This is a genomic window from Candidatus Aalborgicola defluviihabitans, assembly GCF_016705985.1.
Taxonomy (GTDB): domain Bacteria; phylum Pseudomonadota; class Gammaproteobacteria; order Burkholderiales; family Burkholderiaceae_C; genus Allorhodoferax; species Allorhodoferax defluviihabitans.
In genome coordinates, this window is the sequence record NZ_JADJKN010000005.1 from 166,619 (window position 1) to 193,354 (window position 26,736).

The following is a 26,736-nucleotide window of genomic DNA, read 5'->3' on the forward strand; positions in this document are numbered from 1 at the left end:
AGGCTCCTAGCGGGTTTCGCGTTCGCGCGTGCGGGCCGCTTCGCGGCTGCGGGCATCGGTGGTGAGGCCACTGGAGGGCACCACGTGGACCGGCGGAGATGTCGCAGTGCTCGGGGTAGCACTGCTTGCATCGGTGCCAGAAGCACCCATCTGCATGATCTTGTCCAAAGGCAAATACAGCATGTTTGCGCCCTGGCGTGAATCCACCAGGACTTTGGTCACATTGCTGTAGATTTGCTGCATGGCATCAAGATACATGCGGTCTCGCGTGACTTGGGGCGCCTTCTGATATTCCGCAAACACTGATCGGAAGCGTTGCGCATCACCCTGCGCCTGAGCGGTCACGCGCGCCTTGTAGGCTTCAGCCTCCTCTTGCAACCGGGACGCAGAACCCACAGCGCGGGGAACCACGTCATTGGCATAGGCCTGTGCTTCGTTTTTGGCCCGTTCACGCTCCTGGCCGGCCTTCAGCACATCGTCAAACGATGCCTGGACTTGTTCCGGAGGACGCACACCGCCCTGCTGCAGGTTGATGCCAACAATTTCAATGCCCACCTTGTAGCGGTCCAAGATGACCTGCATCATGGTTCGAACCCGTGGCGCAATCTGGTCGCGCTCTTCCGATAGGGCCGCATCCATTTTCATCTTGCCAAGTACCTCGCGCACCGAGGTTTCGGCGGCTTGTACCACGGCTTGTTCTGGATTCTTGCTTTCAAACAGGAAAGCGCGGGCATCGTTCAAACGGTATTGAACGGCAAATTTGATGTCCAGGATATTTTCATCCTGGGTCAACATGGCAGATTCTTTCAATCCAGTGGCCTTGAGTACGGTGTCACGGCCCACATCGACGGACCGGATTTGGGTAACAAAAACCAGCTCGTGGCGTTGGATGGGATACGGCAAGCGCCAGTTGAAACCGGCGTTCACCGTGCCTTTGTATTTGCCAAACTGGGTAATGACAGCTTGCTGCCCTTCCTGCACGATAAAAAATCCAGTACCCAGCCAAATCAAGGCCAGCACCCCAAGAATCAAACCGGCACCAATGCCAGCGTTTTTCATGTCAGGCTGGAACCCACCACCCGAGCCACCTGGAGGCAGTTGGGAAGGTTTTCCGAACAAGCCACCGAGCTTGCGATTAAAGTCCTTCCACAATTCATCCAGATCTGGCGGCCCAGCGTTGGCTGCCCCCTTGCGGCCCGGCATCGGATCGTTGTTGTTGACCACAGGACGATTTGATTCGCCCTCAGGTGCGCTGCCTTCGGCCTTGCCGGGTTCCGCGGGTTTGTCATCGTCCCGGCCCCAGCGCGAATCGTTCAAATTGAACATTCGTCTCACCCACAGAGGCAAGGCCACCGAACGCAAAGTTAAAGCACGAATGGGAGGTTTCATGTCGTCATTTCTCATATATCTTGCCCCGATTGTGCACAATCACACGTCGTCCCCGGAAGTCCCAAGGGAATGGGACGTTTGCACAGCGTCCGGTATCACGAGTCGTGCCATTGTGGCCAGACGTTGGCGCAAAGCAGGCAGGCCCGTGCCAGCTTGGGCACTGACAAAGATTCGCGGGACCCGCACGCCGTCCATTTCAAACTCGTCTTCCAGTTTAATCGGCTGGTGATCCGAGTCCAATGCATCCATCTTGTTGAATACCAAGAGCTGGGGTATGTCATTTGCACCGATTTCCTTGAGCACCTTCTGTACTTCCGCAATCTGTTCGGTGCAGTGGGGATTGGCTGCATCAACCACGTGCAAAAGCAAGTCGGCGTCCACCGCCTCCTGCAAGGTCGCTTGAAAGGCGTCTACCAAACTGTGAGGCAGATCGCGAATAAACCCCACGGTGTCTGAAAGGGACACGGAACGACGGGCATCACCCAGGTAGAGCTGCCGAGTCGTGGTGTCCAGGGTGGCAAACAATTGGTCTGCGGCATAGGCGCGCGCCTTGACCAGGGCATTGAACAGCGTTGATTTGCCCGCGTTGGTGTAGCCGATCAGTGAAATGTTGAACGCATCTCGGCGTTCCCGCTGTCGCCGCTGGGTTTGTCGCTGGCGCTTGACTTTGCTGAGGCGCTCCTTGGTCCGCTTGATCGTGTCGCCAATCATGCGCCGGTCAAGTTCAATCTGTGCCTCACCCGGGCCACCCCGCATGCCGATGCCGCCACTTTGCCGCTCCAGATGAGACCAGCGTCGCACCAGTCGGGTGCTCAGATACTGCAAGCGGGCCAACTCGACCTGCAATTTACCTTCATGGCTGCGGGCACGCTGGGCAAAAATTTCCAGGATCAGAAAGGTTCGATCATTGACCGGCAACTCCAGATGGCGCTCCAGATTGCGCTGCTGACCAGGGCTCAAACTCTGGTCAAACAGAACTTCCTTCGCCCCCATTTGGGTTGCCAAAAGCTTGATTTCATCCGCCTTGCCGGACCCGATGAACAACGCCGCATCCGGCGCTCTGCGTTTGCACGTGACGCGCGCGACCGGCAACATTCCCGCTGTTTGGGCCAGCAACCCTAACTCCTCCAACTCACCATCGAAATGAGAGTCACCCAAGTCAACACCCACCAAAATGGTCGGCGTTTGGGTTGATGGTGCGGCTGCGGCCAAGCGGATAGAGAAAACGAACTGCGCGAATCAAGGGCCAATATGGCCCGCGTATTTACGCTGTTACAGGAGCATCGCCATCTGGCGCGGCAAAATTGACTGCGCGACCTGGAACGATGGTGGAAATGGCGTGCTTATAAACCATTTGCGTCACCGTATTGCGCAGCAATACGACATACTGGTCAAACGATTCCACTTGCCCTTGGAGTTTGATGCCGTTAACCAAATAGATGGAAACCGGTACATGTTCCCGACGCAAGGCGTTCAGGAACGGGTCTTGCAGTAGCTGCCCTTTGTTGCTCACGATATTCTCCGTGTTCAAAGAATTAAGAAGAGTGGACGATACCACACGAAACCGAGGTATCGAATGAGAAGTCAAGAAACCTCGACAGGATCGGGAGAATGCCCACCTTAGTAAGCTCAGGCTCCGTCCTTGTCCGAATACGGATTGGAAGACGACTTCATCTGGATGCGCAAAGGGGTGCCAACCAGATTGAATTCCTTGCGGAAGCGCCCTTCCAAATACCGCTTATAGGTATCTGTGACATGTTCCAGCGAATTACCATGGATGATGATGATGGGCGGGTTCATTCCACCCTGGTGGGCGTAGCGCATTTTGGGGCGGTACATGCCGGTTTTTTTGGGTGTCTGGAACTGGATGGCCTCCAGCAACAGGCGGGTCAGCACCGGCGTTGGCATCTTGCAGTTGGCTGCCCGGTAGGCTTGTGCGATCGAATCCCACAATGGTCCCAAACCCTGGCGCTTTTGGGCGGAAATAAAGTGCAATGCAGCAAACTTTAGAAAAGGCAGACGTGTTTCTATGGAACGTGTGACTAGCTCTCGCTGGTATTCATCCACAGCATCCCATTTGTTGACCGCGACGACAACCGCCCGCCCAGACTCCAGAATGTAACCGGCAATATGTGCATCCTGATCCGTTACGCCCTGTGTCGCATCGATCAATAACAGCACCACACTGGCCGACTCGATGGCCTGTAGCGTCTTGACAACCGAAAACTTTTCGATGGCTTCAAACACCTGCCCTTTGCGGCGAAGTCCGGCGGTATCAATCAATTCAAAACGCTGCCCCCCACGCTCAAAAGGCACCGAAATGGCATCCCGGGTGGTGCCAGGCAAATCAAAGGCTACAAGGCGCTCTTCACCCAGCCAGGTATTAATTAATGTGGATTTCCCCACATTCGGACGACCGGCAACCGCGAGTTTGATAACGCCCGGGTCTTCATCCACCTCTTCTACACCCTCTTCCGGCAAAGACAGGGCGGCTAATGCAAGGTCCACCAATGCGCGGATGCCCTGTCCATGCGCTGCCGAGACGGGGAAAACTTCCCCCAACCCCAACTCAAAGAACTCGACCAGCTGTGCACCAGCCGTCATGCCTTCTGCTTTGTTGGCAACCAAAACACAGGGCTTGCCTAGTTTGCGCAGATACTTGGCAATGTCATGGTCCTGTGCAGAAAGGCCCGCTCGCGCATCGACAACAAATAACACAACATCCGCCTCAGCTACTGCCTGACGGGTTTGTTTGGCCATTTCCTTGTAGATACCGGCTGTCGCGTCCGGCTCGAACCCGCCGGTGTCGATCACGATGAACTCATGCTGACCGTGCCGTGCGTTGCCATAATGGCGATCCCGGGTCAGGCCCGCGAAATCCGCGACGATGGCGTCCCGTGACTTCGTTAACCGGTTGAACAGGGTTGATTTGCCGACGTTGGGCCGACCAACCAGAGCAATGACAGGTTTCATCTTCTAGGGCTTACGCCATCACTCCGGTTTGAAACCAAAAATGCCACCACGCTTGGTCACGGCAACCAGCGTCTGTCCTGCCAGTACCGGTGTTGTCACAATGGCAGAACCATCCGTAGACAATCGGTTCAAGGGAGCGCCGTCTTGGCGGGAGAGGAAATGCAGGGTTCCTTCCTCGTCTCCGATGACGAGCGATCGGCCGGCCAACACTGGCGCACTCAATCCGCGAAAGCGCAAACGCTCAGAAACCCATTGCCGCTCTCCATCCGTATGACGCCAGGCGACCACTCGACCATCACTCTCGGTACCAAACAGGGTTGACTCGTCGCCATCGACACCAGCTGCGCCGGAAGCAGTCTTGCTCCACAACAGATTGCCTGTGGCGGCATCCACGCAACCCACCGCCGATTGAAAGGACCGTACGCACACCTGGTTGCCCTCACGACTAACGCCCGCAACTAAATCCACTAACCGCTCGACCTCATTGGTACCCCGGCTGTTTGCAACTTGTGCTTCCCAGCGGACTTTTCCAGTCAGCGGCTGGAACCCGACCAAACGGCCACCCAAGCCCACAACCAGCGTATCACCGACCGCCATGATCAAACCAGAACGTCTCAGCACCAAGGCTTCACCCGTACGTTGCTGTTGCCACAACCGCCGGCCCGTGGCCACATCAAATGCTGTGACCGAACGATCAGCCGAGAGTACAAATACGCGAGCGCCCGCAACCAATGGAGCGGTAAGAGTCAAAGCACCCAGCTTTTGTCTCCAGATTTCCTTGTTTGCATCCAGTGTGATCAGTTCATTGTCGTTGCTCACCACCGAAACATAGCGGCCGTCACTACCCACACCAGCGGAGAGTTTCACGCCCAACGCAGTGCGCCACAAATCACCACCGGTTCTGGCGTCGATTGCTGCGACCGTTCCGTCACTACCCGCTACATAAATCAAATTGCCAACCGAGCGAACCTCCAAAGGGAATCCAACCGTGCCAATGGAAGACGACCATGCGGAGCGAACACCAATCAGGGCGGTATTTGGGCCCAAGTCCAATGGCTTTGCTTTTTCAGGCCCAGAACAGCCGGCCAGTGTCACCACCAGGCCCACCACGACTGCCAGACCGCGCAGCGGTTTGCTCCACAACTGTCGCATCATCACTTGGCTCCCTCATCGGAAACTGCTTTTTCCGACCCCGCTTCTGCGTTCACACCCATAGCACTGAGTTTGACCCCCACCAGTCGGCGGTACTCAGATTGGGAATCAAAAGCCTTGAAAGCCTTTTGATACTCGGCCTTGGCTTCATTCTTCTTGTCTTGCAGGACGTAGATATCACCCTTACGGTCTGCCGCAAGCGCTGCGAATTCGTCTGCGATACCAGATGCCAGTGTTTTTAATGCATCGTCATACGCTTTGGCCTCGATCATTACGGCTGCCAATCGCAATCGTGCAATGGAAGCATAGCCGGGATCAGACGCATTGTCGGCCACCCAAGTCAGCGTGGCTTTAGCCACATCGGGTTTTCCGGATTCATAGGCCATCTTGGCAACCAGCAAACCGGCCTGCTCGGTGTAGGTCATTTTGGCAAAGCGATCTTTCATGTCGGTGAAAGCGCGTTCCGCTTTTTGCACATCGCCACTGCGCACAACCTTTTCCACTTCGTCATACATGGCCGCCGATTGTGTGGCCTGGTTGCGTTGCCACATATGGTACCCATTCCAGGCAGCGATACTACCTAAAACCGCGATCAGAATCCACGTGATCAGGTTGCCGTACTGCTTCCAAAAATGCTTGATCTGGTCAAGCTGCTCTTGTTCTTCGAGATCTAGATGATTTGCCATGTGACATATTCAGTTAAGCGGGCGATTGTAGGCTCTTGGCCCACTGCTCCGACTGGCTCAGGATTTGGGTTGATTGCGCACCGCTACCATCGCGCAAAGACTTGACCGTAACGACACCTTGGGCGATTTCATCTGGGCCAAATACCAGCGCAAAGCGCGCGCCCGACGCATCGGCACGTTTGAATTGGGATTTGATGCTGCCCATTCCATCCGATGACCCTGCATGCATTTGGACGCTGACGCCCTGAGAACGCAGAACCTGCAAAGTTTGCATGGCAACCGCAAGGCCAGATACCTCCGCCACAATAGCATAGGCATCCGGTGCCAAGGACCCCGCTGTCAGCCCCTGTACCTTCAGAAGCTCCAGCACACGTTCAATCCCCATTCCCCAGCCAACGGCGGGCGTTGGCTTACCACCCAAAAGCTCAAACAGACCATCGTAGCGACCACCGCCACACAGAGTCCCCTGTGCTCCCAATTCGTTCGTCACGAACTCAAAGACGGTATGACTATAGTAATCTAGACCACGAACCAGACGAGGATTCACATTCCATTGGACACCGCAGGCATTCAACAGCGTCTTGACGGTATCAAAGTGCTTCAGCGATGCCTCGCCCAAAAAGTCCAACAACTGCGGCGCGCCCTGAACCATGGCTTGCATTGCGGGATTCTTCGTATCAAGAATGCGCAAGGGGTTGGCGTGCAGGCGGCGCTTGGCATCCGCATCCAGCAACTCGGAATGCTGTTCAAAATACGCAATCAATGCGCCACGGTGCGCATGCCGTTCGCTGGCAACCCCCAGACTGTTGAGTTCCACGCGTACGCCCCGCAACCCCAAATCATTCAACAACTGGTTTGCCAATAGCATCAATTCGGCATCTACCTCCGGCCCGGCAAAGCCCAACGCCTCCGCCCCCAGCTGGTAAAACTGGCGATAGCGTCCGCGCTGGGGGCGCTCATGCCTGAACATGGGTCCCATGTAATACAGGCGCTTCCCACCGTCGTACGTTAGGTTGTGTTCAATGGCAGCTCGAACCACGCCCGGTGTGTTTTCTGGCCGCAAAGTCAGAGCCTCTCCATTGAGCTTGTCTTCGAAGGAATACATTTCCTTCTCGACAATATCCGTGGTTTCGCCAGTACCGCGCACAAACAAAGCCGTAGGCTCAACAATGGGTGTACGGATGTTGCGGTAGGCGTGGCGCAGCATCTGTGCGCGCACCTGCTCTTCAAACCACTCCCATTGTGCGGAGTCAGGAGGCAGGATGTCATTCATCCCTTTGACCGCAAACAGCTTTTCCACTCTACTGACAGCAGATTTTTCGGCCATGCAAACTCTTATTGGTTAGGGATGACAGCGGTGGCACCAAACCGCTTCTGAATATAGTTTTCAACGACAGTTTGAAAATCCGACGCAATGGAATCTCCACGCAGGGTCATGCGCTTTTCCCCATCGATAAATACGGGTGCTGCCGGCGCCTCGCCCGTGCCAGGCAAACTGATGCCGATGTCTGCATGCTTGCTCTCTCCTGGACCATTGACGATGCAACCCATGACAGCAACCTTCAGATTCTCAACACCTGGATAGCTCTTGCGCCACTCCGGCATCTTGGCCCGCAGGAAATCGTCTATTTGTTGCGTCAACTCCTGAAAAGTCGTGCTGGTCGTACGGCCACAGCCCGGACAGGCAGTGACACTAGGAACAAAATTTCGAAGCCCCAAGGCTTGAATGATCTCGGACGCAATCACAATTTCCTGTGAACGCGACTCACCCGGTGCAGGGGTCAAAGAGACACGGATCGTATCGCCAATACCCTCTTGCAACAGAACACCCAAGGCGACCGAGGATGCCACCGTACCCTTCGTTCCCATCCCCGCCTCAGTCAATCCCAAATGCAAGGGATAGCGGCACCGACGACCCAATTCACGGTAAACAGCAACCAGGTCCTGAACACCACTGACCTTGCAGGACAGAATGATCTGACCCGGGTCCATGCCAATTTCCTCAGCACGCTGCGCCGACTCTACGGCAGATGCAATAAGAGCCTCGTACATGACTGGTTTGGCATCCCATGGCTGTACGCGCCGATTGTTTTCATCCATCAGTAAAGCCAGCAGCTCCTGATCCAGGCTACCCCAATTGACCCCAATGCGCACCGCCTTATTCCAACGAATAGCGGACTCGATCATGAGCGCGAACTGCTTGTCACGCTTGTCGCCTTTTCCCACATTACCCGGATTGATGCGGTATTTGGACAATGCCTTGGCACACTCAGGGTAATCAGTCAGCAAGCGATGTCCGTTGAAGTGAAAGTCGCCAATCAGCGGGACGTCCACGCCCATACGATCCAGCTGCTCACGCACATAGGGAACCGCTTGCGCAGCTTCTGGAGTATTCACAGTTATACGCACCAACTCAGAACCGGCAATTGCGAGTTCCTTAACCTGAATAGCAGTACCAATGGCATCCGCCGTATCAGTATTGGTCATTGACTGCAAACGCACCGGCGCATCACCCCCTAGGGTAACCACCCTGCTACCCCACACAACACGGGCTTGGAGCGACTGGCGCCGAAGAGGCGTGGCCAAAGCAATAGGCAAACTGAAATTCACTACTTCACCTCAAATCGTGCTACGTTTTCTTTGACCAAACCTTCCGTGCTAAAGGTTTTGCCACGCACTTCAACATCTGTCATATCCGCCCGGCCTACAACAACCGACAAAGGCGTGGCACCCGAGGCCCCTGCCACCTCACCGACATCCAGTGTTTTGCTAAGTTGAACCACTCCCTTGGAGTCGACTACCTTGACCCAGGACGCTGCGCGTGCCTTGAAAACAACCAGACCCGTAGACGACGTTAAGGGAATAGATGCACTACGCACAACTTCAGCGGCCACAGACGCAACAAAAAAAACCACCACAGCCGCTGCGATTAACAAAGCGATGACGATCAACACGGGTGGCCTGGAAAGTAGCGCCGCTACGGACACACCAGCTGCTTCCCCAGCCGGACGAAATGGCGCGTTGATTCCACGTTCGTAAGAACCCAATCGAGGAGTTGTAGTCACTGGTAGCTTGTTGAGCACCGGCGCTGGGTCAATCTTCAAGGACCTACACACACTGGAGGCCAAGGCTCGCACAAACACCGCATCGTGAAGCAAATCCAATCTGTCGGCCTCAAGCGCCTCCAGTTTTTTAACAGGAATTTTCATCGAAACGGCCAGTGCTGCCACATGTAAACCAGCCGATTCGCGGGCGTTGCGCATCATCTGACCGGCAGTCAGAGTTGCATCCGGTGAACCCAAACTTTGTTCATTGGTAACGTCGCGAATACCCACCTCACTCATTGAACGCTCCCCGCTCCAGAGCGGAAAACTCACGCGACTGGGGAAACCGCTTTTTAAGTTGCGAACTGAGTTGTGCCATCGCCTCACGATTCTCCAATCGCCGCTCTACCTTAATCCCGAGCCACAATGACTCTGAATTGGCCAATTCACTGTTGTTGAGGCGCCGCACATAAAACTGCGATCGAACGAATTCACCACGCTGGTACAGGATCAGAGACAGGTTGTATGCCGTGATGGGGTTACCAGCATCGAGTTCATAGGAACGCAAGAGGCTGTTCTCGGCATCTGCCATTTGACCGCCTCTTTGCTGGCAAAGGCCCTGTGCCATCCACGTTTTGGCCCGATCCCCGTAAGTCGGATTGCCCAAGGCATTGGCAAACATCTGCATAGCCTCCGGGTAACGAGATTGCTGGCACAGCATCCACCCATAGTTATGCTGCACGGAAGCCGCCTTCGGATTAATAACCAACGCGCGGCGGAAGCTCTCATCGGCCAACGGCAGATCATTGAGCCGCATGTAAATCAGCCCCCGCAGGTTGTAGGCTTCAAACAAGTTTGGATCTGCAGCGATAGATTGCTTCAGGTGATCCAAGGCATCTGTGGCTTGACCCTTGTCAAAATAGGCCGCAGCTAGCTCCAGTCGCAAACGGGCTCGCTTGTGGCTGTCAGATTCGTCGGATTCTGTGACGAAGTCCCCGCTTGAAGCCACCCCCGTGGCATTGGTCGCACAACCAGTCAAACCGATCACAGCCGTCCCTGTCAAACACGACAAAAACACCCATGACAGCGTCGCAACGCCAATTCGTAACTTATCAATCATTGACCGAGTCCTCTTTTCCGTGTGGAACCATTGCCATTTCTGCCAAGATCGGAATGGTCCGCCGCTTGTTCATTCTCTTTTGAACATCGGTACGGTCCTTCACGTCACCTGCCAGTTGACCACAGGCGGCATCAATGTCGTCGCCCCGTGTCTTGCGGATTGTCGTCACAATTCCCGCGTCACTCAATACTTTGGCGAATGCCAATACAACGCTGTGGGGTGAACGGGTCAACCCAGACTCGGGAAACGGATTGAACGGTATCAAATTGAACTTACACCAGACGCCAGCATGGGCAGTGCGAACCAGGCTGACCAACTCAGTCGCATGTATCGCGGAGTCGTTGACGCCGTCAAGCATGCAGTATTCAAAGGTAATAAAGTCACGCGGCGCAACTTTCAGATAGCGCAAACATGCTCGCAGCAATTCTGCAATTGGGTACTTTCGGTTCAAAGGAACCAGTTCATCGCGCAGGACGTCATTGGATGCGTGCAGAGATACCGCCAATGCCACCGGACAATCCTGTCCTAGCCGGTCGATCATGGGAACGACACCTGAAGTAGAAACCGTGACGCGCCGACGTGACAATCCATAGGCATGGTCATCGAGCATGACACGCAAGGCCGGCACCAGCGCAGAGTAATTCTGCAAGGGCTCACCCATCCCCATCATGACCACATTGGAAATTACCCGGTCGCTACGACCAAGATACTGGCGCAGAAAATGCTCAGCAAACCAGAGTTGGGCCACGATTTCGCCCGACGTCAAATTTCGGCTAAACCCCTGGTGCCCGGTCGAACAAAAACGGCAAGCCACCGCGCAGCCTGCCTGAGACGATACACACAGCGTGCCCCGGTCAACTTCGGGAATGAAAACAGCCTCGATGGCATTGCCACCCTCAACATCAAACAACCATTTAATGGTTCCATCGGTAGATATGTGTTGCTGTAGAACGGTCAGCGGCGTGACACACGCCGTGGTCTTGAGCTTTTCACGTAGTGACTTGGCAAGGTCGCTCATATCGTCAAAGTTTGACGCGCCCTTTTGGTGGATCCACCGAAACAACTGCATGGCCCGAAAACGCTTTTCCCCAAGCCGCTCACAAAAAGCGGCCAATCCGTCGAGATCGTAGTCGAGCAGGTTGGCCGTCATTACATAACTTAACGTGAATAAACGTTCATGCCAGCGAAGAAGAACCCGATTTCGACAGCGGCGGTTTCCGCAGCGTCAGAACCGTGCACGGCGTTGGCATCAATGCTGTCTGCGAAATCAGCACGGATAGTGCCAGGCGCCGCCTTCTTGGGATCCGTTGCGCCCATCAGGTCGCGGTGCTTCAGAATGGCGTTATCGCCTTCCAGGGCCTGAATCATGACGGGACCGGAAATCATGAAGTCCACCAGGTCCTTGAAGAAAGGACGGGCCTTGTGCACAGCATAGAAAGCCTCGGCTTCGCCGCGGGACAAATGGGCCATACGAGCAGACACGACCTTCAGGCCAGCTGCTTCAAAGCGCGCGTAAATTTGACCGATAACGTTCTTGGCAACTGCGTCTGGCTTGATGATGGAGAGGGTACGTTCGATTGTCATGGTATTTCCTGAGCTGGATTGGTAATTTGTTGACTTGCTTCAAATTAAAGCAAAGCCTATTATTTTAGCATTGGCGGCTATCGATTGCGGCCCTTGCGACCTTGACCGCCCGGCGCACCACGGGGCCTCTGGCCCGCATCCTGGCGCTGGCGGGTAAAGCTATCCGCACCGATATATCCAAAAGCCGTCTTCATGGGATCCGGCTGGACTGGGCCGTCCCGACGCTCTACCGATTTGGGGTTGGCAGGGCCGCCTTTGAATCCGGCGGGTGATGGGCCGCGTTGACCGGCATTGGCACCACGCGGCCCGCCACTGCGACCACCACCCCGACGCTGATTTCCACCTTGTGGTTTGCGTGGCCCAGTCGGCGAGCCATTGCCTCGGGGCACACCAGATTCACGTGGGCCACCTGCGGCTTGCACCAATGAGCGAATATCCGATTCATCGAGCTCCATCCACGCACCACGTTTGAGTCCGCGCGGCAGCACCATGGCGCCATAACGAATCCGGATCAATCGGCTCACGGCATGGCCCACGGCCTCCAGCATGCGACGCACTTCGCGGTTGCGACCTTCCGAAATGGTGACCCGGTACCAGCAGTTGGAGCCTTCGCCTCCGCCTTCTTCGATAGAGCCGAACTGCGCCATGCCATCATCCAGATGGACGCCAGCGAGCAGCATCTGCTTTTCATCCTTGCTAAGCGAACCCAGAACCCGCACCGCGTACTCACGCTCCAGCCCAAACCGTGGGTGCATAAGGTTGTTGGCAAGCTCGCCCGAACTGGTGAACAGCAACAAGCCCTCGGTATTGAGATCCAGACGCCCAACCGATTGCCACTTACCCTGGTGCAATTTTGGCAGTCGACGAAAAACTGTGGGCCGGTTCTGGGGGTCATCGTGGGTAACCACTTCACCCACTGGCTTGTGGTACGCAATCACCCGTGCCGGCGGCGGATCGATACGAACCCGGATGGGCTTGCCATTGACCTTGATGTTGTCACCAAACTGGATGCGTTGCCCAATGTGGGCGGGTTCATTGTTGACCGAAATCCGGCCCTCCATGATGAGCTGCTCCATTTCCAGGCGCGACCCCATGCCGGCCTGAGCCAACACCTTGTGCAGCTTGGGCGTTTCCGCCATGGGCGCCAGCACGCGCTTGGGCGGCACCAGCTCGGCCAGCTCCTCGTCGGCATCGAATTGGCCGGAGATGACATCCTCAAACCGATTTTCCAATTGGGATTCGGGAGCCAACACCTGTGCTGGAGCCACTACTTCGCCCCCAACAGCTCCGGACTGATCCATTTCCTCGGGCGTGTCCGGTATCTGCTCTGTTGAATTCATGTCATTCATTCTGAAAATCCATTCGTAGTTCCTTGCTCCAACGGCATGGAGGCATCCAGAGGTATATCCAATTGCAATTTTGCACAATCTGCTGGGCTGTCCATCGCCGCAGGAATACTTGACTCCATCGCATCAGACGACTTGGCCAGCACCCCAAAAACATCTTCGGGATGGGACCCGTGTTCCAGCAAGGGCAACTGGTCCAGCGATTGCAGGCCCAAATCATCCAGAAACTGCCGCGTGGTGGCATACAACGCAGGTCGCCCTGCTGACTCGCGGTGTCCAATGACTTCAACCCAACCCCGGTCTTCGAGTTGCTTGATCAACAACGAGTTGATGGTGACGCCTCGAATATCTTCCATGTCACCGCGAGTCACCGGTTGACGGTAGGCAATGATGGCCAATGTTTCCAGCGTGGCTCGGGTGTAACGTGGCGGCTTTTCAGGGTGCAGTCGGTCCAAAAATTCGCGCATTTCCGGCCGGCTTTGAAACCGCCAACCCGATGCAACGCTCACCAGCTCAACCCCCTTACCCGCCCAATCGTTCCTCAGCTCTTCCAGCAAATTTTTAAGCGTATCGGCACCCAGGGACTCATTGAAGAGCGCCCGCATATCACGCACCGGCAGTGGTTGCTGTGAGCAAATCAATGCGGTCTCCAAGACCCGCTTTGCATCCACCAAGTTCATAGTCGGATTCTGTGGAAAATGTCACCTTTAACAGTGACCAATCAAAGTGATTCCAATCGGTGGGCAGCAGATGTGAGGAACTCACTGTGCCAACTCCCGGCAAGGTCCGGGGTACTTATGGGCCATTTGCCCGTTTTTGGGGATTGTAGCGCAGGCCCCAGGAGTCCATGAGTGCCACTATATCGATCGGCACTGGTGCCTCAAACACCATAGGCTCACCGGTCACAGGGTGCACAAACGCAAGCCGCACCGCGTGCAGGGCCTGACGTTCCATACACTGAACAGTACTGCCACCATAGGTAACGTCCGCCACCAGCGGATGGCCCAACGACGCCATGTGCACACGAATCTGGTGCGTGCGCCCGGTGTGGAGAATGCAGCGCACCAGGCATCCTTTCTCCGCGTTGTCCAGCAGAATAAAGTCGGTGCGCGCCATTTTTCCCGATTGGGACGCCAAATTGACAATGGCCATGCGCAGGCGGTTGCGGGGATCACGACCAATGGGGGCATCCACCGTGCGGCTATTCGGCCCGCTCCATTGGCCGTGCGCAACGGCCAGGTACTGTCGACTCACGTCGCGCGCGGCAATAGCCTGAATCAAAGTATCCATGACCGCACGTGATCTGGCCACAACCATGAGCCCACTGGTGTCTTTATCCAGCCTGTGCACGATACCGGCACGGGGTACCAGGGCAATATCACTGTCATACGCAAGCAGCGCATTGAGCAAGGTGCCGCTCCAGTTTCCGGGCGCCGGGTGCACTACCAACCCTGCTGGCTTGTTGATAACCAGAATGTGCGCGTCTCTATATACAACTTCCAGCGGAATATTCTGTGGCTTGAATGCTTGGCTTTGTGGTGTTGGCCTAAGCTCAATGGTCACTGAGTCTGCGGCCTTCACGCGGGTCGAAGGCTTGCGAACTGGCTGGGAATTCAGGCAGACCAGCCCCAAATCGATCAATTGCTGCAGGTAGCTTCTTGAAAACTCTGGCACCATATCCACCAAAGCCCGGTCCAGCCGCTCACCATGTTGTGCGACGTTGACGGTATCCGTTCGCCACTCGACTTCGGTGCTGACGTCCTCCAGTTCCTCCGACTCCGCCACGATTGGGTGGATCGATATAATTCCAGTGCTCTGTTTCAAGAAAGTGTTCCTAACATGCTTCGTGTCAAATTATCGGTCGTTTGCGTTTCATTGCTGGCGACTGGCGCACTCTTGATTGCAGGTTGTTCCACTGCACCGGTCGACAAGACCGCCAGCATGAGCCCCAACAATATCTATGCCGAAGCCAAGGAAGAAATGAGCAACGGCCAATGGGAACGCGCAGTCCCGCTTCTGGAGAAGCTGGAAGCACGCGCTGCAGGAACTCCTTTGGCTCAACAGGCTGAACTGGACAAAGCCTACGCCCAATACAAATCGGCAGAACCCGCGCAGGCATTGGCCACGCTGGAACGCTTTCAGAAGCTACACCCGGTCAGTCCCGCCATGGACTATGCCATCTACCTCAAGGGCATCGTCAACTTCAACGACGACCTTGGCATGTTTGCCAAATATATTAGTCAGGATCTCTCGGAGCGTGACCAAAAGGCATCCAAGGAGTCATTTGAGTCCTTCAAGGAGTTGGTAGAGCGATTCCCTGAATCCCGCTACGCATCCGATGCCCGTGACCGCATGAACTACATCGTGAGTTCACTGGCCCAATACGAAGTACACGTAGCCCGCTATTACTACAAGCGCGGTGCCTACCTGGCGGCAGTCAACCGGGCGCAATTGGCCATTGCCGATTACCGCGAAGTCCCTGCTATCGAAGAAGCGCTATTCATCCTCTACAAATCCTACGATGCGCTGGGCATGGTGCAGTTGCGTGACGATGCCAAGCGCGTGCTGGAAAAAAACTACCCCCAATCAGAGTTTCTGACCAAGGGTGGCCGAACTATTGACAGTCCGTGGTGGAAAATCTGGTAAGCCCCTGTAGAACCTGTGTGAACTGACCCTGCGTGGTGATGCTCTGCATCGCTGGCAAAGCCGCCTGAATGCGCCGACCATAGCCCATGTGGGTCAGACGCACATCGCACACCACCAGAATCCCGCGATCCGTTTCACGTCGAATTAAGCGCCCAGCGCCCTGCTTCAAGGCGATGGCAGCCTCAGGCACATGCAAATGGGCAAAAGGCCTTTTCCCAGCGGCTTCGATCTGCCTTGCCCGAGCCTGCACCAGCGGGTCATCAGGCGGCGCAAATGGCAATTTGTCGATCACTACCAGTTGCAGCGCGTCACCGGGAACATCGACACCTTCCCAAAATGAAGCGGATGCCACAAGCACGCAACCTTTACGGTCGCCCCCCTGCCCCGCTCCTTGAATGAATCGCTCCGTCAATTCGCGTTTGGGTGCCTCTCCCTGTAGCAACACTTCCAAAGTGCCAGAAGCTGAAAAATGTTGCCGCAATACAGCCGCAATATCGCGCATCGCACGCAGTGTTGTGGTCAATACCAGGGTTCTTCCGCCCAAAACGGTGGCCGCATGTGCCACCAGTTCCGCCACCGAACCGCTGTGTCGGGCATCGGCAGGTTTGGGCATGTGCGAAGGAACATACTGCCACGCCTGATGCGCAAAATCAAACGGACTGGGGACCTGGAGTACCTGCGCCCCGTTCAAACCGCAACTCTGAACAAATGTCGAGAGGCTTGCATCGTGCCCCAGGGTGGCTGACGTAAAAATCCAGGACTTGCGACTGCCGTTCTCCATGGCCTGCCCGATGACACGGGAACGCATGGCCGGCCCCACGTCCAGGGGTGAATGCACCAACCTGACCTGCTGCCGCCCCACGTCCATCCAGCGCACCCACCCTGGCTCTATAGGGCCATTGAAAAGCTGCAACGCTTGTATTAACGTACTGGTCCGTTCCCGCAAACCGTGAATATCAGGCGCTTGCTCTTCCAAGCTGCCAAGCATTAGGTCCCATTGCTGCAATATCAATTGCAACGCGTCGAGCGCACGACACCAAGCCGACCTGTCCAATCCCACTGGCGCCTCGTCGATCCATGGAGCGCGAATATCAGGACTACCATTCGTACACAGTTCCCGCAATGACGCAGTTTCACGGTTCAATTGCGTAACCATTTCAGGCCAGTTTTCCGCAACCAAGGCCAAACTTGGCCCTTGGCGAGCAAGATCGCGGCCCAAGGCATCGAGCTGGGCGGTGCTGATCTGGCGCCCTAAAAACTGGACGCCGATGGCATTGAGCTGGTGTGCTTCATCGAACACCACGCAACGAACGCTGGGCAGCAATTCGGCCACGCCCGACTCGCGAATATTCAGGTCGGCAAAGAACAAGTGGTGGTTGACCACCACCACATCGGCAGCCAGTGCCTCGCGCCGTGCCTGGTTAACGTGGCAAGACTGCACATGCGCGCAGCGCGACCCCAGACAGTTCTCTCGGGTGGAGGTAACCAGCGGAATCACCGGGGAGCGTTCGTCGAGTTGCGGCAATTCAGCTAAGTCGCCTCTGCTTGTGCCGGTCGCCCAGACCTCAATATGCGCCAGATCTTCCTGAGCCATTGGGTGCATGGCCCGCAAATCGTGCCGGGCTGACTCCAGCCGGTAATTGCACAAATAGCTGCTGCGACCTTTTAGCAACGCAATACGTGCCGGTACGCCCAGGGCAGCTAGCAGGCGGGGAATATCGCGACCAAATAGTTGGTCTTGCAGGGTCTTGGTGGCCGTGGACAGCAAAACACGCTCACCGCTAAGCAAAGCCGGTACCAGATAGGCAAAGGTCTTGCCGACCCCGGTTCCGGCCTCCACCACCAGGACACCGCCATCCTCCAGCGTCGCAGCCACGGCCGTGGCCATGGTGGTTTGCCCGGGACGGGGGGAAAATGCTTCAACACAACGCGCCAGCGCCCCATCGGGCGCAAAGGCCTGCGCAACCGCTTCGCGAAAGGACATGTTTCAGGCGGGTTCGCCCGGTTCGAGTGCGCGTTCCAAGCGGGCGATCTCGTCGCGCAGTGCCAAACGGCGCTTCTTTAGACGGCGTATCATCAATTCGTCCACCGGGGCATCAATGCCCGCGCGGTCTATCAATGCATCCAGATCGGCGTGCTCCATACGCAGCTCGATCATCTGGCGCTCGGGGGAGTGAAGATTGGTTGGCAAAATGGTTCGTACAAGTACGGGGTTAAACTACACGAAGAGGTCGATCACACACTGGCTTGATAATACGACCTTCCTGTCCTTTACAGAGAGTATTGCCTTCACAAGCAACCCAACATGGCCACTGGTTACCGACTAACTGCTTCCACCGGCATACACAAGGGCGACCGCGAGTATCAGCAAGATCAGATCGCGCTTCTGAAACACTCGCGGATCAACGGCTGTATTCTGGCCATCGTGGCTGATGGCATGGGCGGGCGCAGCGGTGGACGCAAGGCCTCCGACCAGGTCATGATGACGGCCAAGCAGCTATTTGAACGTTACGACCCCGAAACCGATGATGCGGCCGCCATCCTGTCGCAGATTGTGCAGGAAGCGCACATCGTCATCAAGCTGACGGCGATCTCCTCAGAAGAAGAGCCACACAGCACCATGGCCGCCTTCCTGATCAATGCCAAGGGTGACTGCCACTGGGCCCACACGGGCGACTCCCGTATCTACCATTACCACGGCAACCGCTTCGTCAAACGCACCATGGACCATTCTTACGTGCAGGCACTGGTCAATCGGGGCGAGATTACCGAGGAACAGGCCGCCGTTCACCCCCAGTCCAACATTCTGATGGGCTGCCTGGGGACCGATGGCGACCCACCGGTGGACTTCCATTTCATCCCGCAATTGCGCCCAGGCGATGTGCTCATGGCCTGCAGTGACGGTGTCTGGCACTACTTCAATACCGGTGAGCTGGGCTCGGTGCTGTCCACACTGTCGGCCCGCGAAGCCACGGAATTTTTAATTGAGAAAGCCCGCTCACGGGGCCGGGGTGCTGGCGACAACCTCTCCATCGTGATTGTCAAGGTGGAACCTCTGACTCACACCTGAATCGGGCAATCAGGGCGCCGCTGGCAGCGGTGGACCACCGTTGACATGGTCTATCAGCCGTTGAGCGCGATCTTCGCGCCTCTTCTGCGCTGCTTCCTGTTTCTCCTGGTACGCCGCGCGGTTCTTTGCCCGGGTATCGGCATCCAGGCCAGCGGCAATCTTGGGACCAGATGCTTTTGGCTCAACCGGTTTAGCGTGCTGTTGGTGGCTCAAAACTTTTTCGTCCTGGGCCTTCTGCCGGTCACGTTCTGTCTCGCTGGACTGCAGGGCTTCACTCTCGGTCGCATGCTGAGCATTCTCTGCTGCCTTGTCAGCACTGCGTTGCAACTGTTGTTGCGCCCTCTGTTGCCGCTGAGCGTCCTTGATCTCGTCTTCTTGGCGCTTCAGATCAGCGAGCATCTGGCGGCGACGGATCGTTACCTTGTTCTGGCAATCAGTGACCGCAAAGCGGTCCATGCAGGAGGCATCTTGCACATCAAGTTCTGCGGTCTTCTGCTGGCGCACCGCCCCAATTCGAGCAAGCTCTTCGTCCAATGGGTCCGGCCCAGGCGCTGCTGTATCCTGAGCCCAGACCGATGCAATCCACACGAGGCAGACCGCCGCAAGGATGCGTTGCGCACGGGTCACGTCAGCCCCGTATCCACTTCACGCCGATCCAGCGACAGGTATTCCTGGGACTGCATTTCGCTCAGCCGTGACACGGTTCGGGGAAACTCATGCAGCATCGGTCCTTCCGTGTACAAATCGATTGGAGAACTCTGGGCCGACATCACCAGTTTGACGCGCCGGTCGTAGAGCACATCGATTAGCCAGGTAAAGCGCCGCGCCTCGGAGGCCATGCGTACCGACATTTGCGGCACATCACTCAGAAAAACTGTATGGAACATGGACGCGATTTCCAAGTAATCATTCTGGGAACGCGGGCCACCACACAGGGTCTTGAAATCAAACCAGACCATACCCCCGGCCCGCCGCCTGGCGCGAATCTGGCGCGCCTCAATGTGCAACACCGGGTCTTCATCCTGCGACTCTTGGAGCGCATTGAAGGCCTGCTCCATGGCAGCATCGGCCACCGGACCGTTGGGCACGTGGTACAACGTCATGGACTCCATAGTGCGTTTGCGGTAGTCAGTGCCGTTGTCCACGTTAATCACTTCCAGGTGCGCATTGAGCAGGGCAATCGCCGGCAGAATGCGGTCACGGTGCAAACCGTTGGGGTACAAGTCATCCGGGCGAAAATTGGAGGTGGTGACCAAACCCACGCCATTCTCAAACAGCGCTGCCAACAGGCGATGCAGGATCATGGCGTCGGTGATGTCGGCCACGTGGAACTCATCAAAACAAATCAGGCGAAAGCGCTTGGACATACGCCTGGCCAGTTCGTCCAGCGGGTTAACCGTGCCTTGCAGATCGGCCAGTTCGCGGTGTACCTCGCGCATGAATTCGTGAAAGTGCAGCCGGGTTTTGCGTTTGAGCGGCACTGCGTTGTAAAAGCAATCCATCAGAAAGCTCTTGCCGCGCCCTACCCCGCCAAACATGTAGACGCCGCGCGGAATCTCCGGGCGATTGATCAACTTCTTGAACGCGTTGGAACGCTGTTCCTTGAACGCAGCCCACTCGTGTGCGCAACGCTCCAGCGCCACAACTGCGCGCAGCTGGGCCGGATCAGCCGTGTAGCCGCGCGCGGCTAACTCGGCCTCGTAGGTTTGCTTGACGTTCAAACTATCATCCTCTGATCGCTATTCATTTGATAGCTTCCTACGTATATTTCACGAGGGCTATCATCCATTTTTACCGAATAACAATCAGAAGTTGAGGGTGCGCTTGTCGACCGCCAGAGCCGCTTCCTTGGTGGCTTCGCTCAAGCTGGGGTGGGCATGGCAAATGCGGGCGATGTCTTCGGCGCTGGCCTTGAACTCCATCGCCACGACTGCCTCGGCGATCAACTCGCTGGCCATGGGCCCAATGATGTGCACACCCAAAATCTCGTCCGTCGTGGCATCCGCCAGAAACTTGACGAAACCGGTGGTGTCGCCCAGTGCGCGGGCACGGCCATTGGCCAGAAACGGGAAGGAACCTGCCTTGTACGCCACGCCATCAGTTTTGAGTTGCTGTTCGGTACGACCCACCCAGGCAATCTCGGGGCTGGTGTAGATGACCCAGGGAATGGTGTTGAAGTTGACGTGCCCGTGCTGGCCGGCAATGCGCTCGGCCACGGCCACGCCCTCTTCTTCGGCCTTGTGCGCCAGCATGGGGCCACGCACCACGTCACCCACCGCCCACACGCCGGGCAGGTTGGTCTTGCAGTCACCGTCCACCACAATGGCGCCGCGCTCATCGAGCTTGAGGCCTACAGCTTCAGAATTGAGACCAATGGTATTGGGCACACGGCCAATCGATACGATGAGTTTGTCCACATCCAGTGTCTGCGCCTCGCCCTTGGCGTTGGTGTAGGCGATTGACAGCCCCTTTTTGGCGGCTGTGATTTCACCCACCTTGACGCCCAGCTCAATCTTCAGTCCCTGCTTGGTGAAGGCCTTGAAGGCCTCCTTGGCGACTTGTTCGTCCACCGCGCCCAGGAAAGTTGGCAGGCCTTCGAGGATGGTGACCTCAGAACCCAGACGCTTCCAGACCGAGCCCATTTCCAGCCCAATCACGCCGGAACCAATCAGGCCCAGCTTCTTGGGCACAGCGCCCAGACGCAAAGCGCCGTCGTTGGACAGGATGCGCTCCTCGTCAAAAGGCGCACCGGGCAGCGCACGGGCGTTGGAGCCCGTGGCCACAATAATGTGTTTACCCATCAACGAGTCTTCGGTGGCACCCGCCACGTTGATCACATAACCGCCGTCGGCTGCTTTCACGAAGGAGCCGCGACCGTGGAAAAACGTGACCTTGTTCTTCTTGAGCAGGTACTGGATACCGTCGTTATTCTGCTTGACCACGGTGTTCTTGCGCGCCACCATCTTGCCCACATCCATGGTCACGCCGGTAGCGGTTATGCCATGCTCCGCAAAGTGGTGGTTGGCGTGGTGAAAATGCTCGCTCGACTGCAGCAGCGCTTTGGACGGGATGCAACCGATGTTGGTGCAGGTTCCACCCAGGGCAGGACCGCCTTTGTCATTCTTCCACTCGTCAATACAGGCTACGGTAAAGCCCAACTGGGCGGCGCGAATGGCAGCAATATAGCCACCGGGGCCACCACCGATGACGATTACATCAAATTGTTTACTCATACATTTTCCAAGGAGTCTGGGCGGCAGAGGGTTCTGCGCAGGTAAAGGAGGAGCCCGTAGGGCGGGGGACACGGAGCAGAGCCAACTGCTGCTCAGACTCCGGGTCTGTCCCGCAATATCACTTAAATATCAAACAAGAGGCGAGCTGGGTCTTCCAGCGCTTCTTTCATGGCCACCAGACCCAACACGGCTTCGCGGCCGTCGATGATTCGGTGGTCATAGGACATGGCAAAGTAGTTCATGGGGCGCACGACCACCTGGCCGTTTTCCACCATGGCGCGGTCTTTGGTGGCGTGCACGCCCAGAATGGCGCTTTGTGGCGGGTTGATGATCGGGGTAGACATCATGGAGCCGAAGGTACCGCCATTGGAAATGGAAAAGGTGCCACCAGTCATGTCTTCAATACCTAGCTTGCCGTCTTTGGCTTTTTGGCCAAATTCGGCAATTTTCTTCTCGATCTCGGCAAAGCTCATTTGGTCGGCGTTGCGCAAAATCGGCACCACCAAGCCACGGGGTGAACCCACCGCAATACCAATGTCAAAGTAGCCGTGGTAAACAATGTCATTACCATCCACCGATGCGTTGATGACGGGGAACTTCTTGAGCGCATGCACAGCCGCCTTGACGAAGAAGCTCATAAAGCCGAGCTTGACGCCGTGCTCTTTCTCGAAACGTTCTTGCATGCGTTTACGCATGTCCATGACCGGGGCCATGTTGATTTCGTTGAAGGTGGTCAGAATCGCGTTTGTGCTTTGCGATTGCAACAAACGTTCGGCCACACGAGCGCGCAGGCGGCTCATGGGCACGCGCTGTTCGGGGCGATCACCCAGATTCTGCGCAGTCGGTGCAGCTACCTGGGGCAATGCCGAGGTGGGAGCCCCTGTGGGTATGGTGACGGAAGCAACCGCTTTGGCAGCAGTACCGCCCGCCACGGCACCCAGTACGTCACCCTTGGTAATGCGACCGTCCTTACCGGTGCCAGCCACAGCACTGGCAGCCAGGTTGTTGTCAGCCAGCAGTTTAGCGGCAGCGGGCATGGCCACACCGGCCTTGCTGTTACCAGCGGTCGCGGCGGCAACTGCCACCGCAGGTGCGCTGGCTACGGCAGCGGCTGCAGCCGGTGCAGCTGCACCAACGGTACCTTCGGTATCAATGCGGGCGATCAACTGCTCTGCAGCGACGGTAGCGCCATCACCCTGCACGATTTCAACCAGCACGCCAGCCTTGGGTGCCGGTACTTCCAGCACGACCTTGTCGGTTTCGACTTCGATCAGGATCTCATCCACGGCGACCAGATCGCCAACTTTTTTCTTCCATTGCAGCAGGGTGGCCTCTGCCACCGACTCAGACAGCTGAGGAACCTTGATTTCTACGATTGCCATTTTGTTCTTTCCGAATTGTGTGTATCGAATGGGTACGTGGGTGGGTTACTTGGTCAGCACAAAGCCCTTTGAGCTTGCCGAATGCACCCTCAACCAATGCCTTTTGCTGCTCGTTGTGCAGATGGGAGTAACCCACGGCAGGTGAAGCCGATGCTGCACGGCCGGAGTAACCCAGACGCTGGCCTTCCACCATGTTTTCATGGATGTAGTGCTGCACAAAGAACCAGGCACCCTGGTTTTGTGGCTCATCCTGGCACCACACAATGTCGGCAACCTGGGGTACTTCTTCATTTCCGCAGCAAAGGCCTTGTGCGGGAAGGGGTACAACTGCTCGACCCGCAAAATGGCCACATCGTCATGGCCCGACTCTTCACGGTGCTTGACCAGGTCGTAGTACACCTTGCCGGAACACACCAGCACGCGTTTGACCTTGTCAGCCTTGAGCGCTTTGCTTTCCGGAATGACGGTCTGGAAGCCTCCCTTGGTGAACTCGGACAGCGGCGAGGTCGCATCCTTGTTACGCAAGAGTGACTTGGGCGTGAAGATAATCAGCGGCTTGCGCAAATTGCGCACCATCTGGCGACGCAACACGTGGAAGATCTGGCTGGCCGTGGTGGGCTGCACGATCTGCATGTTGGTGTCGGCGGCCAGTTGCATGAAGCGCTCCAGGCGCGCCGAGCTGTGCTCGGGGCCCTGGCCTTCGTAGCCGTGCGGCAGCATCAGCGTGATGCCGTTGACGCGGCCCCACTTCACTTCGCCCGAGGCAATGAACTGGTCAATCACCACCTGGGCACCGTTGGCGAAGTCGCCAAACTGCGCTTCCCAGATCACCAGGGTGTTGGGGTCGTTGGAGGCATAGCCGTATTCAAACGCCAGCACCGCCTCCTCGGACAGGATGGAGTCGATCACGACAAACGGTGCCTGGTTGTCCGCCACATTCTGCAGGGGTACATAAATGCCGGCATCCCATTTTTCGCGGGCCTGATCATGGATCACCGCATGGCGGTGGGTGAAGGTGCCCCGACCGCTGTCTTCGCCCGACAGACGAACCGGATAACCGCTGGCCACCAGGGATGCAAACGCCATGCTCTCACCCATGCCCCAGTCCACATTGACGTCGCCACGGCCCATGGCTGCACGGTCGTCATAGACCTTCTTCACCAAGGAATGGGGAGTGATAGTGGATGGCAACGTGGTTAGCCTTTCAACCAGGCGCTTCCATTCGGTCAGGGGAATAGCGGTGTCTCCGGCATCGGTCCACTTCTTGCGCAGAAACGGGGACCAGTCCACAGCGTACTTGCTCTTGAAGTTGGTAATAACCGGGTCAACAGTGTGCTTGCCTGCATCCATGGCGGCGCGGTAGGCGCGGGTCATGTCCTCACCCAGCGTCTCACCGAGCCCTTGTGCTGCCAGCTTGTCAGCGTACAGCTTGCGCGTACCGGGGTGGACCGCAATTTTCTTGTACATCAGGGGCTGCGTGAGCATGGGAGTGTCTTGCTCGTTGTGGCCCAGCTTGCGAAAACACGTAATGTCCACCACGACGTCTTGCTGGAATTCCATGCGGTATTCCAGTGCCAACTGTGTGGCCAACACCACGGCTTCGGGATCGTCGCCATTGACGTGCAGCACAGGCGACTCAACCATCTTCACGATGTCGGTGCAGAACGCGCTGGAGCGCATGTCGCGGGGGTCCGAGGTGGTAAACCCGATCTGGTTGTTGATAATGATGTGCACCGTGCCGCCCGTGGTGTAACCCCGGGTTTGCGCCAGACACAGCGTCTCCTGGTTCACGCCCTGGCCACCAAAGGCGGCATCACCGTGCACCAGCACTGGCAGTACCTGCAAGCCCTTGGGGTCTGCACGGCGGTCCATACGGGCGCGGACTGAACCCTCTACCACCGGATTCACAATTTCCAGATGCGACGGGTTGAAAGCCAGCGACAGGTGCACCGGTCCACCCACAGTGGACACGTCGGAACTAAAACCCTGGTGGTATTTGACGTCACCGGCTGGCAGCTCTTCTGGTGCCGTATGGTCGAACTCGGCAAACAGGTCACCGGGCATCTTGCCCAGGGTGTTGACCAGCACATTGAGGCGGCCCCGGTGGGCCATGCCAATCACGATTTCTTGCACACCCTTGGCACCAGCTTGCTGAATCAGCTCGTCCATGGAGGCGATAAAGCTCTCACCACCCTCAAGAGAAAAACGCTTTTGGCCCACGTATTTGGTGTGCAGGAAGCGCTCCAGGCCTTCGGCTGCGGTCAGGCGTTCCAGAATGTGCTTCTTCTTCTCGGCATTGAACGCCGGCTTGCTGCGGATGCTTTCGAGCTTTTGTTGCCACCAACGCTTTTCATTCTGGTCGGTGGCGTACATGAACTCGGCAGCCAAGGTGCCACAGTAGGTCTCGCGCAGCGCATTCATCAGTTCACGCAAACTCATCGACTCTTTGCCGAAGAAGGTGTTGCTGGTGTTGAATACGGTTTCCTGGTCGGCGTCGCTAAAGCCGTAGAACGACAATTCCAACTCGGGGATCTTGTCGCGCTCGGTGCGCTTGAGTGGGTCCAGATCGGCCCAGCGGGCGCCCACGTTGCGGTAGGCGGCAATCAGCTGCTGAACAGCTGTGCGTTTGCGGCCCATGTCCGAATCGGCGCCAGTGGCCAAAACCACTCGGGTGCCACCCTGCTTGGCGCGCTCGGCAAAGGCGTTGATCACAGGCTGGTGGGGCACGTCGCGGGCATCGCTGCCATCAACCGCAGGCACATGCTGCAGCGCGTCGAAATATTCGCGCCAGCTATCGGTCACGCTGCCGGGGTTAGCAAGGTAATTCTCGTACATCTCTTCAACGTAGGGCGCATTGCCACCGAAGAGGTACGTATTGTCCGCATAGGCGCGATAAATCGACGCCGGGGTCGTCTTTTGGGACGTGTTTTCACTCATGTTGCGCTGACCTCCATTTCCCTTGGGGAAACTTAGCTTGGTAAAAAACCTTCCGCAGCACGGCTGAACCGTTTAGCGGATGCGACAGTGGCGTAGGAAGGGCCTAGTAACGGATTGGATTGTGCCACCTATTTGATTTTCGTGGGCATCGCCAGATACCCGCGCAGTGTGCGC

At 56.8% G+C, this 26,736-nt stretch carries 23 protein-coding genes and 1 pseudogene; 2 read left to right on the forward strand and 22 right to left on the reverse strand.

What is annotated here, in order from left to right:
• Nucleotides 1-6: 6 nt before the first annotated feature.
• The 15 genes from hflK to IPI80_RS05720 all read right to left on the reverse strand — a co-directional run bounded on the left by hflK (nucleotide 7) and on the right by IPI80_RS05720 (nucleotide 15,118).
• A complete protein-coding gene (gene hflK, locus IPI80_RS05650) occupies nucleotides 7-1,389 on the reverse strand; it encodes an FtsH protease activity modulator HflK (protein ID WP_413858020.1) in 1,383 nt (460 codons plus the stop codon).
• A 39-nt stretch (nucleotides 1,390-1,428) separates the two neighbouring features.
• Nucleotides 1,429-2,607 (reverse strand): GTPase HflX, encoded by a 1,179-nt coding sequence (hflX, locus tag IPI80_RS05655; RefSeq protein ID WP_413858699.1) that lies wholly within the window; start codon nucleotides 2,605-2,607, stop codon nucleotides 1,429-1,431.
• Between the two features lie 46 nt (nucleotides 2,608-2,653).
• Entirely contained in the window at nucleotides 2,654-2,902 is a 249-nt protein-coding gene (gene hfq / locus IPI80_RS05660; protein WP_413858023.1) for an RNA chaperone Hfq, read from the reverse strand.
• Between the two features lie 116 nt (nucleotides 2,903-3,018).
• A complete protein-coding gene (gene der / locus IPI80_RS05665) occupies nucleotides 3,019-4,362 on the reverse strand; it encodes a ribosome biogenesis GTPase Der (protein ID WP_413858025.1) in 1,344 nt (447 codons plus the stop codon).
• A gap of 18 nt (nucleotides 4,363-4,380) precedes the next feature.
• Nucleotides 4,381-5,517: an outer membrane protein assembly factor BamB gene (bamB, locus tag IPI80_RS05670; protein ID WP_413858027.1), complete on the reverse strand. Its 1,137-nt coding sequence runs from the start codon at nucleotides 5,515-5,517 to the stop codon at nucleotides 4,381-4,383.
• Nucleotides 5,517-6,200, reverse strand: a complete 684-nt coding sequence (locus IPI80_RS05675) for a YfgM family protein (protein ID WP_413858029.1) — start codon at nucleotides 6,198-6,200, stop codon at nucleotides 5,517-5,519. Before IPI80_RS05675 ends, bamB begins: the two co-directional genes overlap by 1 nt.
• Before the next feature lie 13 nt (nucleotides 6,201-6,213).
• The gene (hisS, locus tag IPI80_RS05680) at nucleotides 6,214-7,500 is read right to left on the reverse strand and encodes a histidine--tRNA ligase (protein WP_413858701.1); all 1,287 of its coding nucleotides are present in this window, start codon (nucleotides 7,498-7,500) and stop codon (nucleotides 6,214-6,216) included.
• 35 nt (nucleotides 7,501-7,535) lie between these two features.
• Nucleotides 7,536-8,810 (reverse strand): flavodoxin-dependent (E)-4-hydroxy-3-methylbut-2-enyl-diphosphate synthase, encoded by a 1,275-nt coding sequence (gene ispG / locus IPI80_RS05685; RefSeq protein ID WP_413858032.1) that lies wholly within the window; start codon nucleotides 8,808-8,810, stop codon nucleotides 7,536-7,538.
• On the reverse strand, nucleotides 8,810-9,544 hold the full coding sequence (locus tag IPI80_RS05690; RefSeq protein WP_413858034.1) for a helix-turn-helix domain-containing protein: 735 nt from the start codon (nucleotides 9,542-9,544) through the stop codon (nucleotides 8,810-8,812). The genes ispG and IPI80_RS05690 overlap by 1 nt, the downstream gene beginning before the upstream one ends.
• On the reverse strand, nucleotides 9,537-10,364 hold the full coding sequence (gene pilW / locus IPI80_RS05695; RefSeq protein WP_413858036.1) for a type IV pilus biogenesis/stability protein PilW: 828 nt from the start codon (nucleotides 10,362-10,364) through the stop codon (nucleotides 9,537-9,539). Before pilW ends, IPI80_RS05690 begins: the two co-directional genes overlap by 8 nt.
• A complete protein-coding gene (rlmN, locus tag IPI80_RS05700) occupies nucleotides 10,357-11,514 on the reverse strand; it encodes a 23S rRNA (adenine(2503)-C(2))-methyltransferase RlmN (RefSeq protein WP_413858038.1) in 1,158 nt (385 codons plus the stop codon). The genes pilW and rlmN overlap by 8 nt, the downstream gene beginning before the upstream one ends.
• An 8-nt stretch (nucleotides 11,515-11,522) precedes the next feature.
• Nucleotides 11,523-11,948 carry a nucleoside-diphosphate kinase gene (gene ndk / locus IPI80_RS05705; protein WP_413858040.1) on the reverse strand — a complete coding sequence of 142 codons (426 nt, stop codon included), beginning with the start codon at nucleotides 11,946-11,948 and terminating at the stop codon, nucleotides 11,523-11,525.
• Between the two features lie 77 nt (nucleotides 11,949-12,025).
• On the reverse strand, nucleotides 12,026-13,288 hold the full coding sequence (locus tag IPI80_RS05710) for a pseudouridine synthase (RefSeq protein WP_413858043.1): 1,263 nt from the start codon (nucleotides 13,286-13,288) through the stop codon (nucleotides 12,026-12,028).
• Nucleotides 13,289-13,293: 5 nt separating this feature from the next.
• Nucleotides 13,294-13,974 carry an SMC-Scp complex subunit ScpB gene (scpB, locus tag IPI80_RS05715; RefSeq protein WP_413858045.1) on the reverse strand — a complete coding sequence of 227 codons (681 nt, stop codon included), beginning with the start codon at nucleotides 13,972-13,974 and terminating at the stop codon, nucleotides 13,294-13,296.
• Between the two features lie 115 nt (nucleotides 13,975-14,089).
• Nucleotides 14,090-15,118 carry an RluA family pseudouridine synthase gene (locus IPI80_RS05720; RefSeq protein ID WP_413858047.1) on the reverse strand — a complete coding sequence of 343 codons (1,029 nt, stop codon included), beginning with the start codon at nucleotides 15,116-15,118 and terminating at the stop codon, nucleotides 14,090-14,092.
• A gap of 15 nt (nucleotides 15,119-15,133) precedes the next feature.
• On the opposite strand from IPI80_RS05720, the gene IPI80_RS05725 reads away from it, so the two are divergent.
• Complete coding sequence (locus IPI80_RS05725; protein WP_413858049.1) at nucleotides 15,134-15,940, forward strand: outer membrane protein assembly factor BamD; 807 nt, start codon at nucleotides 15,134-15,136, stop codon at nucleotides 15,938-15,940.
• On the opposite strand, the gene IPI80_RS05730 is transcribed toward IPI80_RS05725, so the two are convergent.
• On the reverse strand, nucleotides 15,909-17,924 hold the full coding sequence (locus IPI80_RS05730) for an ATP-dependent DNA helicase (protein WP_413858051.1): 2,016 nt from the start codon (nucleotides 17,922-17,924) through the stop codon (nucleotides 15,909-15,911). The genes IPI80_RS05725 and IPI80_RS05730 overlap by 32 nt on opposite strands.
• A 3-nt stretch (nucleotides 17,925-17,927) precedes the next feature.
• Nucleotides 17,928-18,131: a YdcH family protein gene (locus IPI80_RS05735; protein WP_413858053.1), complete on the reverse strand. Its 204-nt coding sequence runs from the start codon at nucleotides 18,129-18,131 to the stop codon at nucleotides 17,928-17,930.
• Nucleotides 18,132-18,245: 114 nt separating this feature from the next.
• Between IPI80_RS05735 and IPI80_RS05740 the strand changes: the two genes are divergently transcribed.
• Nucleotides 18,246-19,010, forward strand: a complete 765-nt coding sequence (locus tag IPI80_RS05740; RefSeq protein WP_413858055.1) for a PP2C family protein-serine/threonine phosphatase — start codon at nucleotides 18,246-18,248, stop codon at nucleotides 19,008-19,010.
• Nucleotides 19,011-19,019: 9 nt separating this feature from the next.
• Here IPI80_RS05740 and IPI80_RS05745 read toward each other — a convergent pair whose 3' ends face one another.
• The 5 genes and pseudogenes from IPI80_RS05745 to IPI80_RS05765 form a co-directional block, all read right to left on the reverse strand.
• Nucleotides 19,020-19,637, reverse strand: a complete 618-nt coding sequence (locus tag IPI80_RS05745; RefSeq protein ID WP_413858057.1) for a hypothetical protein — start codon at nucleotides 19,635-19,637, stop codon at nucleotides 19,020-19,022.
• Nucleotides 19,634-20,731 carry a cell division protein ZapE gene (gene zapE, locus IPI80_RS05750; protein ID WP_413858059.1) on the reverse strand — a complete coding sequence of 366 codons (1,098 nt, stop codon included), beginning with the start codon at nucleotides 20,729-20,731 and terminating at the stop codon, nucleotides 19,634-19,636. Before zapE ends, IPI80_RS05745 begins: the two co-directional genes overlap by 4 nt.
• Nucleotides 20,732-20,815: 84 nt before the next feature.
• Entirely contained in the window at nucleotides 20,816-22,243 is a 1,428-nt protein-coding gene (lpdA, locus tag IPI80_RS05755) for a dihydrolipoyl dehydrogenase (protein WP_413858061.1), read from the reverse strand.
• Between the two features lie 122 nt (nucleotides 22,244-22,365).
• A complete protein-coding gene (gene odhB, locus IPI80_RS05760) occupies nucleotides 22,366-23,625 on the reverse strand; it encodes a 2-oxoglutarate dehydrogenase complex dihydrolipoyllysine-residue succinyltransferase (RefSeq protein ID WP_413858063.1) in 1,260 nt (419 codons plus the stop codon).
• A 45-nt stretch (nucleotides 23,626-23,670) separates the two neighbouring features.
• Nucleotides 23,671-26,562, reverse strand: a pseudogene (locus IPI80_RS05765) (2-oxoglutarate dehydrogenase E1 component).
• Nucleotides 26,563-26,736 lie beyond the last annotated feature (174 nt).